The sequence below is a fragment of the Paenibacillus sp. J22FR83 genome, assembly GCF_059691955.1.
The window spans coordinates 93,946-109,412 of sequence record NZ_JCAUAM010000002.1; the positions used below are offsets into that span (position 1 = coordinate 93,946).

Consider the following 15,467-nt stretch of genomic DNA (forward strand, 5'->3'; position numbering starts at 1 on the left):
GCAATTCCTACTCTCTACTTGATATAGCCCAGCGGCTTCAGAACCAAGTTGCCTTGCTCTACATATTTGGATAACTGATAATTCGTCTCTAATGTTTTGGTGAATGCATCGAAGCTGTCTAGTGGACTCTTACCAAAAATAAACTTCGTAATCTCTTCGCTTTCGAAGCGATTTTTATCACTGATGGACACGCCTTCCGGATTCGGAATAAGCTCTGTATAGGTCTCTATGCGCGGTTGTTTCTCGGCAAAATCAATGAACGGCAGCTGCTTCATGAATTTCGCTTTCAAATAATTTTTCTCATCCCGGCCTGTTAATTGATGATTGAAGGCAAAGCCTGTTTTGGAGCTGTCCGTCACGACAGGGATGTTGTTTTCCATTTTATAATGCGTGCCTTCAATCCCATACATCGTCGTTAAATAGCCTGGGCCATCTGCGATATAGTTGAAATATTCCAGAATTTTATTCAGCTTCGCAGGGTCCTTCGCAACTTCTTTGGACACAGCAAACCGTCCACCCGTTGCACTAATGTCAAAATAACCTTGGTACTTGCCGCCTGGACCCGATAACGCATCCATTTGCACCCAATTCGCTGCTGGATTCACCGCTCTGTACTGCGCAATATAATCATCCTTGGTCATTTCGCCCCAGTTGATATACAGAATGCCGGCTTGCCCTTTAAAAGCTTTCTCCTGATGCTTCAAACCCTTGTTCGTCATAAACTCCGGATCGACCAAGCCTTCGCTAATCATATCCTTGATGTAAGACAAAGCTTGCTTCGTCTCTGGCTGTGTAGTGGAATACACCACTTTATTGTCCTTAATCATGAACTGCCCTGGGGAAGCCACGCCGAATGCAGAGAATACAGGGTCAAACGTACTTGGCGTGTTCACAGCATCTGGTGTTCCTATACCAATTCCAGTAATACCGTACGTATCTTTTTTGCCATTGCCATCGGGGTCACGCTCTGTAAAAGCTTTCGCTACAGCCTTCAATTCGTCCAACGTCTTCGGAGACTGCAAGCCCAGCTTATCCAGCCAGTCTTGGCGAACCCAATAGCTCGACATCGGCAGATAGGCACGTTTTGCGATCGCATATTGCTTGCCATCTACTTTACCTTTATTCAGGTCAACATCCTTCAGCTTCGCTTTGATATTCGGCATCTTATCCATGTAGGGAGTCAAATCCAGCAGTATACCCTGCTTCACATAGTTCGCAAGCTGCACCTTGGACACCGAGAAAATATCAGGCGTTGAGCCGCCGGCGATTTTTACATTCAACTGTTGATCATAGTCCGTCGCCCCGACGTTAAATTGCAAATCCATATTCAAGTCCTTATTCAGCTTGCTCAAAATAAAATCGTCAGCCATTCCCGGATAGTTGGATCCGCCTATGAACAAATTAATTTTCACCGGACCTGCGGCCGTTGTCGCGCTTGGTGCCTTCGTGCCCTTCTCTTGGCCACTTTCGGACTTCGATGAGCACCCCGTGACCACCACACAGCCAATTAACATTGTCGATACAGCTACTGCGAACATTTTCTTCATCTGTACAATCCCCTCTCATATAGGTAGAAGCGTGAATCCATTACCCTTTAATACCGCCAAGCAGAACGCCTTGTGTAAAATACTTCTGGATGAACGGATACACGATGATGATCGGTACCGCCGATAGCACAACAGCAGCCATTTGCAAGGATTGCGTAGGTAATACACTCTCTATATCCATGGGCGGCAGCATGGAGTTAATCAGAATCGTCTTCAAGACGACCTGGAGCGGGAACTTGCTCGTATCATTGACATACATGATGGCCTGAAAGAATTCATTCCAATGACCCACTGCATAGAAGAGACCGATTGTCGCAATAATGGGCAACGAGAGCGGAAGCACAATGGTCCATAGGATCCGCAGTTCACCAGCACCGTCGATTCGGGCAGCCTCATCGAGACTTTCCGGGAGATTCTCAAAAAAAGTTTTCATAATCAATAAATTAAAGGACCAGACCAAGCTTGGAATAATTAACGACCAGACCGAATTAATTAACCCCGTCGCTTTGACTACGAGATACGTCGGTACGACACCGCCATTGAATAACAGCGTAAAGGCAACCAAGAACAGGAGAATGTTTCGTCCAGGCAGCCTGCTCTTACTAAGCGGATAAGCCATCATCGTTGTGATTAGCAGGTTCAGCAATGTTCCCACTACCGTAATGAAAATTGTAACCCCGTACGATCTAGGTATCGTAGGATCATGGATGAAAGCCGAGTAGGCTTCTAACGTTAATTCCCTCGGAAAGGCGACGAAACCGCCATTCTTGAGTACTTCACTAAGCGGTGTCAACGACACGGACAACACATACATGAGCGGGAATATGACCGATACGACGAGAAGGGCAAGGATTAGATAGACAAGGACATCGAACCAGACCTCTTGTTTGCTTTTTACCATACGCCTTCCCCCCACCGTCTAGCTATACGATTCGCTGTGATGACCAGCACGAAACCGACAACTGATTTAAACAATCCAACTGCTGCAGCTAAGCTAAAATTCAACTCTTCGAGCCCTGTGCGGAATACCCACGTATCGATAATGTCCGCCACCTCGTAAACCTGCACATTGTACATAATGTAAATTTGGTCGAAACCTGCATCAAGAATCTGTCCAAGCTTCAGTATGAGGAGCAGGATGATCACATGGCGTATGCCTGGCAGGGTCACATGCCAAATCATGCGCAATCTGCCTGAACCATCGATGCGTGCCGCTTCATACAGGGTTGGATCAATGCTCGTAATGGCAGCCAAGTAAATGATCGCCGTCCAGCCGATATCCTTCCACACATCCGATGCGACAAGAATGGTACGAAACCATGTGGTCGACGTTAGGAACGAAATCGCGTCCCCACCGATGTTCTTCACCCACAGATTGACCAGGCCATCCGTTTCGGAGAGGAACGCTGCCGCAATCCCGTAAATAATAATCCAAGACAGGAAATGCGGTAAATAGGTGACAGTTTGCACGAATCTTTTGAAGAAGCGCGCTCTGACTTCACTTAATAGAATAGCTAAAGCGATTCCCGGCACCATACCGAACAACAGCTTATAAATGCTGATCAGGAACGTGTTCCTTAGCAAAGTGAAGAAGTACGGTGAATCATAAAACGTTTTGAAATGTGCGTACCACGGGCTTGCCCATGGACTGTCGAATACGCCAAGCATGACATTGAAATTCTTAAACGCGATGATAGCGCCGAACATTGGGCTGTATCGGTACACCGCGTAATAAATCAAGCCTGGCAGCAGCATCGCGTATAAAACGCGAAATGACCATATGACGCTAAGTTTTCTTGTAAGTGTCGATGTTCTCTGCATCGCTGTGTCCCCGCTTTCTATCTGGTTGACCTTGCCTCCTGATAGATTTATGATAAGCTTTTTCCAATAACGGGGTAACAGGTCAGAATTAAAGAAACACATGACATTTTTAAGGCAAAAAAAAGCAAGGACACCTTCCCTCGCTTTCCTTTAATTAGTCCGTTGATTCTAGAATTGGGTGACGCAGAGTCGCTTTAAAACCGTGTGGCACCTTGTTTTCTACCTCTACACCATAGTGGCGTCCGTAGTGCAATTGCAGCCTTCTATGCACATTATATAGCCCAATGCCGCCTTCAGTAGCCCCTTGGGCAGGAGCCGACCATTTGTAAGCCTCTAACTGATGGGCTTCGCAGCCATTCCCATTATCCTCCACGAGGATTACGAGATCCTCAGCTTCTTGATACACCGTAACCAGAATCTTCCCCTTGCGTTCGGTTAATTTGTTCATGCCATGCCTCACAGCATTCTCTAATAACGGCTGAACGAGCAGCTTTAATATTTTCAGATGAAGCAAGGACGGTTGAACATCGAATAGCACCTGAAAGGCCTGATTGTTGCGGAGCAGCTCAATTTTAATATAGTTCCTCACATGCTCCAGCTCTCGCTCAATCGTTGTCCATTCGTTCTCTTCATTCATGCTGAACCGCAGCATATTAGCCAGCGTCGTCACCATCTCGCCAATGGTTTGCTCATGCGCCGACTCTGCTTTCCACTTAATCGAATCGAGCGTGTTATAAAGAAAATGAGGGTTGATTTGGTTAATCAACATACGCTGCTGCAGCTGCTGCTTCTCGTATTCAATCTCTTTCGTCGTCTGCAGGAGACCCTCCATCCCTTGAATCATCGAATTAAAGCCACGTACCATTTGCCCGATCTCATCCTTCTTCGTAGCAAATTTCGTGAAATAGAGCAGTCGCCCAAGCTGAACCTGCCGCATATGACGGACAACCTCTTGAATCGGCGTGGTGAACTGGCGAACAATGAAGAATAGCATGACGAAAATAATAAATAAGCTGCCAACGAACATCCAGAACGTAAAAGCTTTAATCCCATCAATCCGAACGGTTAAGTCAGATACGGGAATGGTGGCAATCAGACTCCAGAGATCCTTCCCGCTATCCGCTATCGCTTGAGAAGCCACATAGTAGGATCTCCCTTGCATCTCCTCGGTTTCAAACGTACTCGTCTGACCTTGAAGGGTAGATGTTGGCAGCGAAACCGACTGTTCCGGCCCTATCGGCAAATTAGAAGCAAGGATATTCGCCTGACCATCCGCTAGCAGCAACTGGAAATGAGGGTACTGCGAAGGGGTTATCAACTGCTTGGCCATCCACGTATGCGATATTTTGAACACCATGACACCGGCATTTTGAAAATCAGTCAACGTGCGAATCGATCGGATGTAATAGAGATCTTTGGACGCTCCCCCTTGTACGTTCTCGAAAGCCCAATAGGCTTTCCCGCCTAAGTCGAAGGATTTCTCGATACGTTCTCTCGTCAGCTCCAACCCGAACGAAGAATGGCTATTCATATAGTTCGGATAGTTCTCATAATGATTCGGCAAAATGAACAACTCATAGGCGCCTCGGAGCTCCTCCGTCATTCCTTTCATCTCCGTGATGAATTCCGCTTCTTGAAAAAAGTCCTGCGGCGGCGGATTCTGCAGCATGCGCTGCAGCTTGGAGGAAGCAATGACACGGAAACCTGCGGTATCCAGCTCTCTCAGAAATTCATTCACTTTCTCCGTATTATGCTGGAGATTGTCTTGCAAGAAGGCGGATGTGACATCCTCAACTTGCATTTTCGACCGTTCGTACGACAAGTAACCAAGCAGCACGACAGGGATAAAAATGGCGACCATCAAGGGCAGCAGCAGCTTTTGAAATAAGTTCATTTGCCGTATCGAAACTCCTTCGGGGTCTGCCCTGTCCGCTTCTTAAACAGCTTGCCGAAATACTGCAAATCCTGATAGCCCACTTGCTCGGCAATCTCATATATTTTCAACTGGCTGTCGCGCAGCAGCTTCTTCGATTGCTCAATACGCAGCTCCGTCATATAATCCAAAAAGTTCGTGCCCGTCTCCTTTTTAAATAACCGACTGAGCCAAACAGGATGGATCGCTAGCTGATCCGCAACACTCTGTAACGAAATATGCTGCGCATACTGCGTGTCCAAGAGAGCCTTCGCCTTCTCGATAATGGCATTGGAATGAGAGCTGGCTACTCGCTTAGCCACACCTGTTAAATAATTCAGCATGAGCGCCTTTAATTGTTCCAATTGTTCGCACTGTTCGAGATCTTCCCACAGGGACATCGGGATTTGATTCACGGGAACCGCATATTTATCGCGCAGTACACTGTGCAAATTCAATATCCATTCCAAGCATTTCTTGGAAACATCTTGGTAATCCTTGACTTCCTGCGCGGAGACGTAATACCCAACAAGGTGATCGACGGTCAGGCTGATTTGGTCCAGATCCCCCTGCAGCATTCCCTGTGCCGCCAATTCGAAAGACAATCGACTCGGCTCCTGATCGGATTGGAGCTCCTCCGCATACGTATGAACGTTATGGCCAGGGTTCATATAGACCATTTTCAATGCTTTCAACGCTTGTTGATACGCTGTCGCAATGCTCTGGAACGAGAACTGCTGCTCGCTGATCCCGAAGCCTAGCGTTAACTTTTGATACTGCCACACGTGGGTTTGAATCTCGACTACCAACTGTTCAATAACTTCACTAGGCGAAATTAGAATCCAATTGTGATGAATATTCGGGAACACGACAGCAGGCTGAAACCCCTCTATTAGTTCCTCGGTAATGTTCCCAACAGCAAAATTTTCTAACTCCGCTTGCTTATCCACGGGATTTGGCCGATCCTGCCGTACGATACCTAAGGCAATCACGGAGAAATTAGCATCCGCGAGCCAAGTGAGTTCCCACATCTGCAAGCGGTGGTAGATATGCTCTTGCAACACAGTTGGCGTCATGCATAAACTGAGCAGAAATTTATTCTGGAGCAGCTTCTTTCCTAGCTCCGCCTGCTTCATTTGCCCAGAAATGTACTGATCATTCCTTCGTTCACCTTCAATCATCTCGATTACCTGCTTAATTTTCGTGCTAAAATCCTCTCGCGAGAATGGCTTTAATAAATAATCCATTGCGCCAAGCTGCATGCTGCGCTGTGCATACTGGAAGTCACTGTAACCGCTTACCATAATAATCTTGGGATGGTAGTCCGACATTTGAATCGCCTGGAGCATATCAATTCCTGATTGCTGCGGCAGGACAATGTCGGAAATAATGATTTCCGGTTTATGAGATCGAATAAGTTCAGTTGCTTCTTCCGAATTCGTTACGGTGATAATCTGTAACCCCTGCGCAGCAATCGCAGCCACTGCTTCTGCCATACCTTGCAGGATTTCCTGCTCATCCTCAATAATGATTAGCTTCATGGTTTCTCAATCCCCTACATGTGATATGCCTTGTGAGATCATGATTGTCTTGCAATCACTTTACCATCAGGATGAGTGAGAAAACAATGGATTTCGTCGCTAATACAAAAAGACCCAACACCATCTATTTCATGGGTCGGGTCAGTCATCAGTCGTATTTATCTTCATCCACGCGTTCTATACCATCGAGCATGAGCTCTAATTCGGTCTCCAAATTCAAATGCAATGGCGCAGGCAGCTCATCGAAAATATCTTGCATCATTTGATTCTCTAGCAGATTATCCAGTGTTAACGGCAGCGGCTCTTGACGGAGCAGCCACTCGCGGACCGCATCAATAAATACGTAGAACGAAGATTGAAACTGATCGGCTACAGCTTCCTTCTCATCACTTTGGTAAGAAGTCATGACCCCCCAGTGATGAAGTGTCGTCTCAAAAGCTTGTTTGACTTTGGGATCCATGGCGTACTCCTATGCCTGACCTTGCGCTATTAGAGCAAGACGCTCTTTAATATTATCCGTACACACGCCGCCGTGGTAAGTAATGACGGTTTCAATATCATAGTCCAGCAGTTTGGCTACAGATTCCAGAGCTAATGGCATATCCGGCGTGAACTGAGGATTCGGCGGCATAAGCACACCGTCTTGCGACGTAAGCGCGTCCCCGGAAATTAATGTTTTACTTTTGGGATGATACAGACTGATATGATCCTGTGTATGCCCAGGTGTATAAATAACTTGAATGCCGCCGCAATAAGGGAGAACGTCCCCATCCTGAAGCGATACATCGACCTTAGTCGGAGTAACCAATATCTTGCGTTTCTCCGTAGGCACTTCCCCTTGAATGTAAGGCTTGCCTAGTTCGTGTGCCAGCACTTCGATCCGTCCTTCTGAAGCGTTAACCAGATCTGGCAGGCTCCCGATGTGATCCATGTCATGGTGCGTAATAATGATTTTCGTCAGCTTGTCAAAAGGTAAGGATGTTGCCGCAAGTTCGTTGCGAATCAATTCTAACTGGCCAGGGATACCTGTATCAACAAGGATAACATCCTGCTCGTCCCACAGTAGTGCCGCATGTACGGCGAATGAATTTCCATTCACATCCATATCCAAGATAAACGGTTGAATTCCTGCTTGATCTCCCATTCCTGCACCTCCGAAATATTTGCCTACTAACTTCATTCTATTGTAATGGCTGGCGCATAGTAGATCAATTTTTGCATACCATTGCGAAGCACAAAAACATTCACGCATATAAATAGAACGGCTAGTTCTTACTAGCCGTTCGTTGACATGTAGGGCATACCTCATCAGATGACAATTATAACAAATAGTCATATCGGGTTAAAAATTCGTCGATGCGAGCGAGGACTTTCAATACTTCCTCCTCTGCTGTCTTGTAATCGAACAAGACGAACGCATGAGCTAAATGAGGATATAGGACGAGTTCCGTCTCGTTACCCGCTTCTGAATATGCCTCATTGAAACGCACCGCTTCTTCCGGCACGACGGTGGCGTCTTGCAAGCCGTGCATAATAAGCATCGGCGGCTGGCCCGGGCGCACGTGATACAGTGGCGACAGCGCCTTCGCATGGTCGTGGCGCATCAGCCAGGCGCGCACAGGGTCGCCGCCAGCCTTCTCAATATCGACAATGGGTACCGCCGATTTCCAACGGCCTGTAAAGTCGACGATGCCATTGCTGTTCACGACGGCATTTGCCATAGCTGATACGGTCGTGTCTTCACCGGGGGCATCGCAGCAATCCATCGTGGCAAGGCTCACCGCCAGATGCCCGCCAGCAGAGTCCCCGACAACCGCGATACGCTGCGGATCAATACCAAGTTCGGCTGCATGGAGGCGTATATAGCGTATGGCCGAGCGACAATCTTCTATACACGTTTCGACGCCGTGCGCCTTGCCTTGTTCTACCGCTTGGCCTTCACTCGGCATGAGTCGGTATTCAACGCTGAAGGTCACCGCGCCGCGCGCCGCAAACATATGGCAATGGCGCAGCAGCATTTCCGGCCGTCCCCCCCGCCAGCCGCCGCCATGAATCCAGACGACGGCTGGCCTTGCGTCAGCCGCGCTCCAATCATCCGGCCGGCATACCAACAGCCGAAGCTGATGCCCGGCCGCTTCTTTATAAACAATCGTTTCATATGGGGAGCCCCATTCACAGCAGCGATCCATTTGCCCTTTCAGTTTCAGCGCCTCCTGCATGATGTCCATAATCATTCACCCGGGTACGAAAGCACTGACTTTCTATCGTTAGACCAGTGATCGAACCCGTTGTAGCCGTATTCGTGGCTGCGCGTGTAGCGGCGGAATAATTCATCCGGCCGAGGATCCCAGTCGGCTAGACCGCCAGACGCGGTGTCCCGAAGCGGCGAAGCTTGCCCCTCGCCATTGCCATTGCAGGCAGCGACGCAATATTCATAAACATGCGCCGGGTCAGCAGACTCGTCTTCGTACACATGCCGATTGCCTTCATAAACAAGAGCAAATTCACTATCGCCGCGCTCTCGCCGGTACAACCGGTAGGCCGTCGCCCCTAGCTGCCAGCCCCATGTTAACTGGAAGCCAAGCCCCGTCCGCGCAACTCGCAGCCCATCAGCCCGTTCCGGAGGTTCCCCAGTTATGTAGACGGGGTAATCATCGCTCCATAGCCCCTTCCGATCGCGGTTGGCGCCCCGTATCCGCACATGGCGCTTCGTGCCGTTCGTTCCGGTAAGCCGCGTGCGCAAATGCTGTGCCGCTTCCATCGGCTCGCCGGTGATACCGCACGCTGAGACCGTCCAGGTTGCCCCGCCATCCTCGCTGACAGCGATTTCGTAGCTTCCCGCTCCAGCGGCTGGCTCCCAGAACAACTCGGCCAGGCCAGACGAAGCCTGGTATCCAGCTACCTGCACCGTTGCCGGAATTGGCAGCCGGTCCGTCCATTCCCACTGGCCGCACCCCGCCGGCAGACGGAACGAGATACCGCTTTCGTCAGCCGAAAGCAGTTCCAGCAGCGCATTGTCGACGTATAGCCCGTACGCATCGCCGCGCAACGCTTCCGGCAGCGTCAACGTCACGACGGTGTCGCCGCGACCAGCATAACTGCCGCTGAGCTTGTCGCCGTTGCGATCGAATGCGAATCCCGTTGGCGGCAGCTCACCGTTCCCTCCGCTGGTCGCTTCGGCAGCTCCAGCCACCTCCGCGACAACGCCCGCTGCGCCGATGCGCGAGCCAATGAACAGCGCCGCTTCCGCCTTCTCCGCACTGTACTGTCGGACAATGCCGGCATGACCCGCAAATATAACGCCGCCTTCGTTGAACGCAACGAAGGCTTCATCGCGGAACACGAAGTCGCGCCGGTCGTTCAGCGTCACAACCACGCCATAGGCTGTCGCCTGAACACCCAACAAATAGCCGTAGTCGCCTTTGCCGTAAGGAGAAACGAGCGTCAGGAAGTGGCCTTTTCCGTCAAAATATTTCCCCTTAGACTCGTCGTTCACGTTGCGGTAAGCCCCAGCGCCAATCTCAACCGGTATGCCCGGATTAACATCATAACCAGATGCGCCAGGTTTCAATTGGAACATCGTCGGGAACGGATCGCTCTCATGCACGAACCAGGAGAAGCGGCCCCTGACCTGCATGTCGCCAACCTGATCGTAGATCACAATATAATCGCTGCCAGACATCAATACACTGCGTGAATGATAGGCTGGACTTGAGTACGGCCCCGCCAGCACACGTGCGAATTGGGCGAAGCCGAGATCGAGTAGCGGTTCAGTCAGCTCGCCGCGCCCGATACTGCGAAACTCGTGGCCATACAAGACGCCAAAGTTGCTGCAAGCCTGAACGTCGCCCATATTGTCATCCCCGACATCCTCCTTGCGGTTGAAGCTAAGCCTCTTGCCATCTGCAAAGTAAGTGATAACGCCGCAACCGCCTTGCCCCGCGCGACCCCAGCGGTAATTCGGCCCTTCATCAATCTGCTGTAAGTGCACCGAAGCTTCCATTGACTCGCCGACCGCAGATCGCAGGACGAAGCCATAACCGGTATAGGCCTCCGAGCGAAGCGGCGGGCGCGTGCCTGTGTTGCCGTCATGCGGCGCAACATCCGCAGCGCGCCAAATGTCCGTATTCGGCTCTCGCTCCGCGTAGCCTCTAGCACCCGCGGGACTTACACGGAACAGATACTCGGCCAGCAATGGTTCGATGTTTCGCAAGCCGAACGCGGCTGTGCGCAGCGTCAACGGGGCGGCATAATCATCGACGTGTCCGCCAGCGTGAGCGCCTTGCGATGGGATGTGACGCGCACCTTCGACCGGCGCAGTCAACGTATTCAGCAGCCAGGATAACCATTTGGCATAATTCGGATAAGCGACAGGATGCTCTCCCCATACGCGTTGGATCGCCATAACCGGATACAACATCGCTTTCAGGTTATAGAGCGTGTAGCAGGCTAAATTTTCGGTATGTCTTCCTCCTCGGGTTCCCCAAGCAGACACGTCTGGCCGGACGTGATATTTCACGTTCAGCGCCATGGAGCGCTCGAAATCCTCCTTCCACCGACGTGCATCGGGGTGAGCAGGAAACAGTGCAGCCATAAGCGCAGGAACACTTCTCACGTCAACGAGGAAATTAGGGTGTCCGGCGAGCATATTCACGATCGGCATGAAGCACTCCTCGTTGTGTGCGTAAGCCATGAACGCCCAAGCTGCCTTCAGCCGATCGAACTGGTCGGGCGACATCGCCGGTGCAGCCAAATCGAACGTGGAAGCCCATGCATAAAATTCACGCGCCGCTACAGGACTCAGATTGCCCGGATTATGCAGGCAAAAGGACAATCGATCGACAATCACTTGCATATCGCTCGGCGTCGGCTTGGTCGTGCTGTTGCCAAACCAGTCATGCATCCGCCGCGGCAGCCACTCCTCGCGAAATAGACGCGGAAACTCCGACTGCGGTTCCTCCCAAGCCAGCGTCCAGTCCTTCACTTTGTCGAGCGATAGAAACTCGTGCCACAGCCATAGCTCCTCGACGTAAGATCCACTCGGCGAGGCAACTTCCTGTTGCGCCGGATACAAGGCAATCGCAGTACAGCGAGTTCCCGAAGCCAGTGGGTATTCCCATTGAAGTGTCTGACGGCGCCGCGACCAACGGAAGCGGAGCGCTAGCGACTGTGGCGAACCCCAGAGCGCGTATTCACCGTCATCCCAGAAGCCGCTATCTTTGACAAAAACAGCTGCAGCAACCGCTTCGTCGGCAAAAGCCGCCGCTTTGGCCTGCTGCCAGCATGTCGCGTTGTCGTAAGGCTTTACCCGAAACGGCAGCTCACCGTCTCCATCCAAGTAGCGGTCGATAGGCTCCGCGCTGCGCGGCTTCGTATACCTCCGCTTCGGCGCAAACGAATGCCACTCGATTGCAAGCATTGCGCTTTCTCCCGCTGCAAAACCAGACATACGCTCGCGCAGCTCTATATACGCCATACCGGCTGCAACCGTTATGGTTGCGCGGTATACGGCTTCACCTTCGAAACGACCGACAAACTCGTATTCCATAAACACGGTTCCCGTCTCTGTCAACGTCCCTTCCACGGCAAGCAGCTTGCGGCCGCCTCCGTCAATACGGGCGACACCCTCGGACGCGAAGCCGGCCAAGCTTAATGTAAACAGCTCGCCATCCGCGAATGGACTTTCTGCGAATTTTACGATTAGGCGTCCGTTATCTGCTTGCACGCGCCCTTCCTCTTGCACGACCGTCACCCGGTCGTACTTCCTTCCAGGCGCAGGCACCGTTCCACTGCGCCATTCGAATCGCCGCTTGGCTCCCGTCGGCAGATCGGCAACCACACATAACCGCGTTGAGGTATCCGTCCGCCGCCATTGGAACGGCACAGCTTCCCCTTCCGCATCGGCGAGCCAAGCCTCTTGTGCGACCACTTCTTCTTCCGGCCGGACGAAGCCGAGCAACGTACGCGGCCATGCGTATCCATTCATCTGCAGTCGATCTTCGATGATAATTTGCTTGCTTTCCATCCTATTCATCCTCCCGATTGCACTAGGCAGCACGCCAAGTCCTATTTCCGGAACAAAAACAGCGGCGCACCGCCGCGCGCCGCCTTTATTGCCGTTCATTATTTACTGCCTTGCACCGATTTATAAAGCTCATTCGCTTCCTTCTCTAACTGTGCGCCACCCATATCGTTCCATTGTTTAACGAAATCATCAAAGTACGAGACAGGTTTGTCACCGCGTATAATTTGAGCATAAACATCCAACTTCAGCTTCGTCAGGTCGGCCCAATATTTGCCCGATGAAGGCAGCACGTCGGACTTCCCAAAGATGTCCCATACTGGTTTGTTGTAACGGGATAACTGCTCAACGTTCTTTTCACCGAGGGCCTTCTCAAAAATGGCAGGAGCCGGACCGCCGGCAAATAACGTGTCGAAGTTGTTCTTCAATCCTTCGGTCGCAAGCTTGGCGCTATCGTCATAAGGAGGCAGGAACTTGATGCCGCTCTTCGCATCTGAAGGCGTGTTATACTCCCACTGAGTTCCCTTAATACCGACACTTGAGTCCAAGAACACTTGTTCGTCATTGCGCATAGCTTCCATGATCTCAAGCACTTTCTTGATCTTCTCCGGTTGCTGCTCCATCTGCTTGCCGAATGCGAAGATGCTGCCCGCCGTCCCCCATGCCCAGCCCCCCTGCTGGCCGCGCGGCCCTTTTGGAAGCGGTGCCACTTGGAAATCGGCGTCGGCGTTAATTTTTTTCATAGAGGAAATCGCCGATTGCGGATTGCTCGCATCGAACGAAGCCACAGAAGTACCGTGTGTGTAAGCGATCTTCCCTTCAACCATCTTCTTATCTAGATCTTTGCCCGTAACGAATTCGGGATCAATGTAGCCCTTCGCATACCAATCAGCGAGCAGCGTTAGTGCTTCCTTCGCTTCCGATACAACCGCGCCGTTGACCACCTTGCCGTCCTTCAACATCCACTGGGTCGGCATGACGCCGTAAGCGCCGAAAATGGACCAGAACTGATAGTAATAGGAGTTGCCATTGGTCGACATACCGTAGACACCGTTTTTCTTCAATTTGGCGAACGCATCGGTCATCTCGTCAATCGTCTCCGGAATCTTGTCGACACCTGCCTTTTTCAACAGGTCCATTCGCCATCCTTGTTTCGCGTTAAATTGACCTGTGAAGTAAGTGGTCGGCAAACCATAATTTTTGCCATTCAGGTTCGTATAGAACCACCCCTGCTTGGCGAAGCTGTCCAGCACGCCTTTCGTTTTTGGCGCAGACTGCGCGATCGTGGTGAGCGGCAGTTCTGCGATCAGCCCCTGGCTCGCATATTTGAACAGTTGATTGGGATCGTAGATGAACATAACGTCGGGCACGTCACCAGAAGTGAGCAAAATCTGCTGCTTCTGTACATAGTCGGCCTGCGGAATCGAATAATAGTTGATTTTGACATTGAATTTCTCCTGTAACACCTGGATGGTTCGGGAATTTGGCGTCAAATCCGCCGTAGGTACCATCCATTTGATTTCCATCGGCTTGGTTTGAACGTCAGCAGCCGTACTTGGTGAAGCGGTAGATGCACCGGTCCCCCCTCCATTCGAACAAGCCGTAAGCGTCAGTGTGCAAGCTGCAGCCAGCACTATCCATCCTTTTACCCCTCTTTTTGCAAACATCTCATAACCTCCTGTGTGGATATAGTTATATATCGGCATGTCAGTTCTCCAACGGCAGGTCTCCTGCCTAACCTTTGACTGAACCTAGCATGATGCCTTTGACAAAATACCTCTGAATGAAAGGATACAGAAACAGAATCGGCAGCGTCACGGCCACGATTGTAGCCGCCTTAAGCGACTCAGGGGTATATTCCTCGCGTATCCGATTAATATCCTCTCCGGGTGTCAGCGATACGGTCGCATCGACAACAGTTCTGCGCAAGAACAATTGCAGCACCTGCCAACGGTTATCCTGCGTGTATATCAGGGCATCGAACCAGTGGTTCCAGTGTGCAACGCCCACCCAGAGCGCCATGACAGCCATCACTGGCACGGACAGTGGCAGCACAATGCGCAAGAGTACTCGCATTTCAGATGCGCCGTCGATTCTTGCCGACTCGATAATCTCGGCTGGAATCCCCTCAAAGAAGTTGCGCATGACAATCATATTAAACGCCGATACCGCGCCAGGCAGCACGAGCGCCCACAAGGTGTTGAGCAAACCGAGATTTTTTACCAGCAAAAACATCGGAATCGTGCCGCCGCTGAACAGCATGCTGAAAACGAACAGCTTCATAATCAACTTCCGATGCGGAAATGTGCGCCGAGACAACGGATACGCAATCATCGCCGTCAAAGTTAGTGAAATTGCGATACCAACACCGGTTCGGATCAACGTATTGCTGTAAGCTGACAGTAAGTCGGGATGCGCAAATACTTTCTCGTACGACATGAGCGTTGGATGAAGCGGGAACCAGTAGAACTTCATCGCCAGTGCATCAGCCGGTGTGCTCAACGAAAGCGTGATGATGTACAACAGCGGATATAGTGTCGCAAGCCCGAAGATTATTAAGCAAAAAGCATTCACGGCGTCGAACGCCCGTTCACCCCAAGTTGTTTTCACATTCGCCACCCCCT

11 protein-coding genes are annotated in these 15,467 nt (G+C 50.9%); all 11 read right to left on the reverse strand.

Annotated elements, in window-relative coordinates:
- Positions 1 to 14: 14 nt before the first annotated feature.
- Positions 15 to 1,547 carry an extracellular solute-binding protein gene (locus tag AC58PV_RS03995; protein ID WP_497430994.1) on the reverse strand — a complete coding sequence of 511 codons (1,533 nt, stop codon included), beginning with the start codon at positions 1,545 to 1,547 and terminating at the stop codon, positions 15 to 17.
- 40 nt (positions 1,548 to 1,587) lie between these two features.
- Positions 1,588 to 2,448 carry a carbohydrate ABC transporter permease gene (locus AC58PV_RS04000; protein WP_497430995.1) on the reverse strand — a complete coding sequence of 287 codons (861 nt, stop codon included), beginning with the start codon at positions 2,446 to 2,448 and terminating at the stop codon, positions 1,588 to 1,590.
- Positions 2,442 to 3,368 (reverse strand): ABC transporter permease, encoded by a 927-nt coding sequence (locus AC58PV_RS04005; RefSeq protein WP_497430996.1) that lies wholly within the window; start codon positions 3,366 to 3,368, stop codon positions 2,442 to 2,444. The genes AC58PV_RS04000 and AC58PV_RS04005 overlap by 7 nt, the downstream gene beginning before the upstream one ends.
- Positions 3,369 to 3,522: 154 nt before the next feature.
- The gene (locus tag AC58PV_RS04010) at positions 3,523 to 5,262 is read right to left on the reverse strand and encodes a sensor histidine kinase (protein WP_497430997.1); all 1,740 of its coding nucleotides are present in this window, start codon (positions 5,260 to 5,262) and stop codon (positions 3,523 to 3,525) included.
- Positions 5,259 to 6,821 carry a response regulator transcription factor gene (locus AC58PV_RS04015; RefSeq protein ID WP_497430998.1) on the reverse strand — a complete coding sequence of 521 codons (1,563 nt, stop codon included), beginning with the start codon at positions 6,819 to 6,821 and terminating at the stop codon, positions 5,259 to 5,261. The genes AC58PV_RS04010 and AC58PV_RS04015 overlap by 4 nt, the downstream gene beginning before the upstream one ends.
- 148 nt (positions 6,822 to 6,969) lie before the next feature.
- On the reverse strand, positions 6,970 to 7,281 hold the full coding sequence (locus AC58PV_RS04020; protein ID WP_497430999.1) for a hypothetical protein: 312 nt from the start codon (positions 7,279 to 7,281) through the stop codon (positions 6,970 to 6,972).
- Positions 7,282 to 7,290: 9 nt separating this feature from the next.
- Positions 7,291 to 7,965, reverse strand: coding sequence for an MBL fold metallo-hydrolase (locus AC58PV_RS04025; RefSeq protein WP_497431000.1), 675 nt, complete (start codon positions 7,963 to 7,965; stop codon positions 7,291 to 7,293).
- 175 nt (positions 7,966 to 8,140) lie between these two features.
- Entirely contained in the window at positions 8,141 to 9,049 is a 909-nt protein-coding gene (locus AC58PV_RS04030; protein WP_497431001.1) for an alpha/beta hydrolase, read from the reverse strand.
- Between the two features lie 2 nt (positions 9,050 to 9,051).
- Positions 9,052 to 12,846, reverse strand: a complete 3,795-nt coding sequence (locus tag AC58PV_RS04035) for a fibronectin type III domain-containing protein (RefSeq protein WP_497431002.1) — start codon at positions 12,844 to 12,846, stop codon at positions 9,052 to 9,054.
- Between the two features lie 98 nt (positions 12,847 to 12,944).
- The gene (locus AC58PV_RS04040; RefSeq protein WP_497431003.1) at positions 12,945 to 14,510 is read right to left on the reverse strand and encodes an extracellular solute-binding protein; all 1,566 of its coding nucleotides are present in this window, start codon (positions 14,508 to 14,510) and stop codon (positions 12,945 to 12,947) included.
- A gap of 67 nt (positions 14,511 to 14,577) precedes the next feature.
- The gene (locus AC58PV_RS04045; protein WP_497431004.1) at positions 14,578 to 15,453 is read right to left on the reverse strand and encodes a carbohydrate ABC transporter permease; all 876 of its coding nucleotides are present in this window, start codon (positions 15,451 to 15,453) and stop codon (positions 14,578 to 14,580) included.
- Between the last annotated feature and the right edge of the window lie 14 nt (positions 15,454 to 15,467).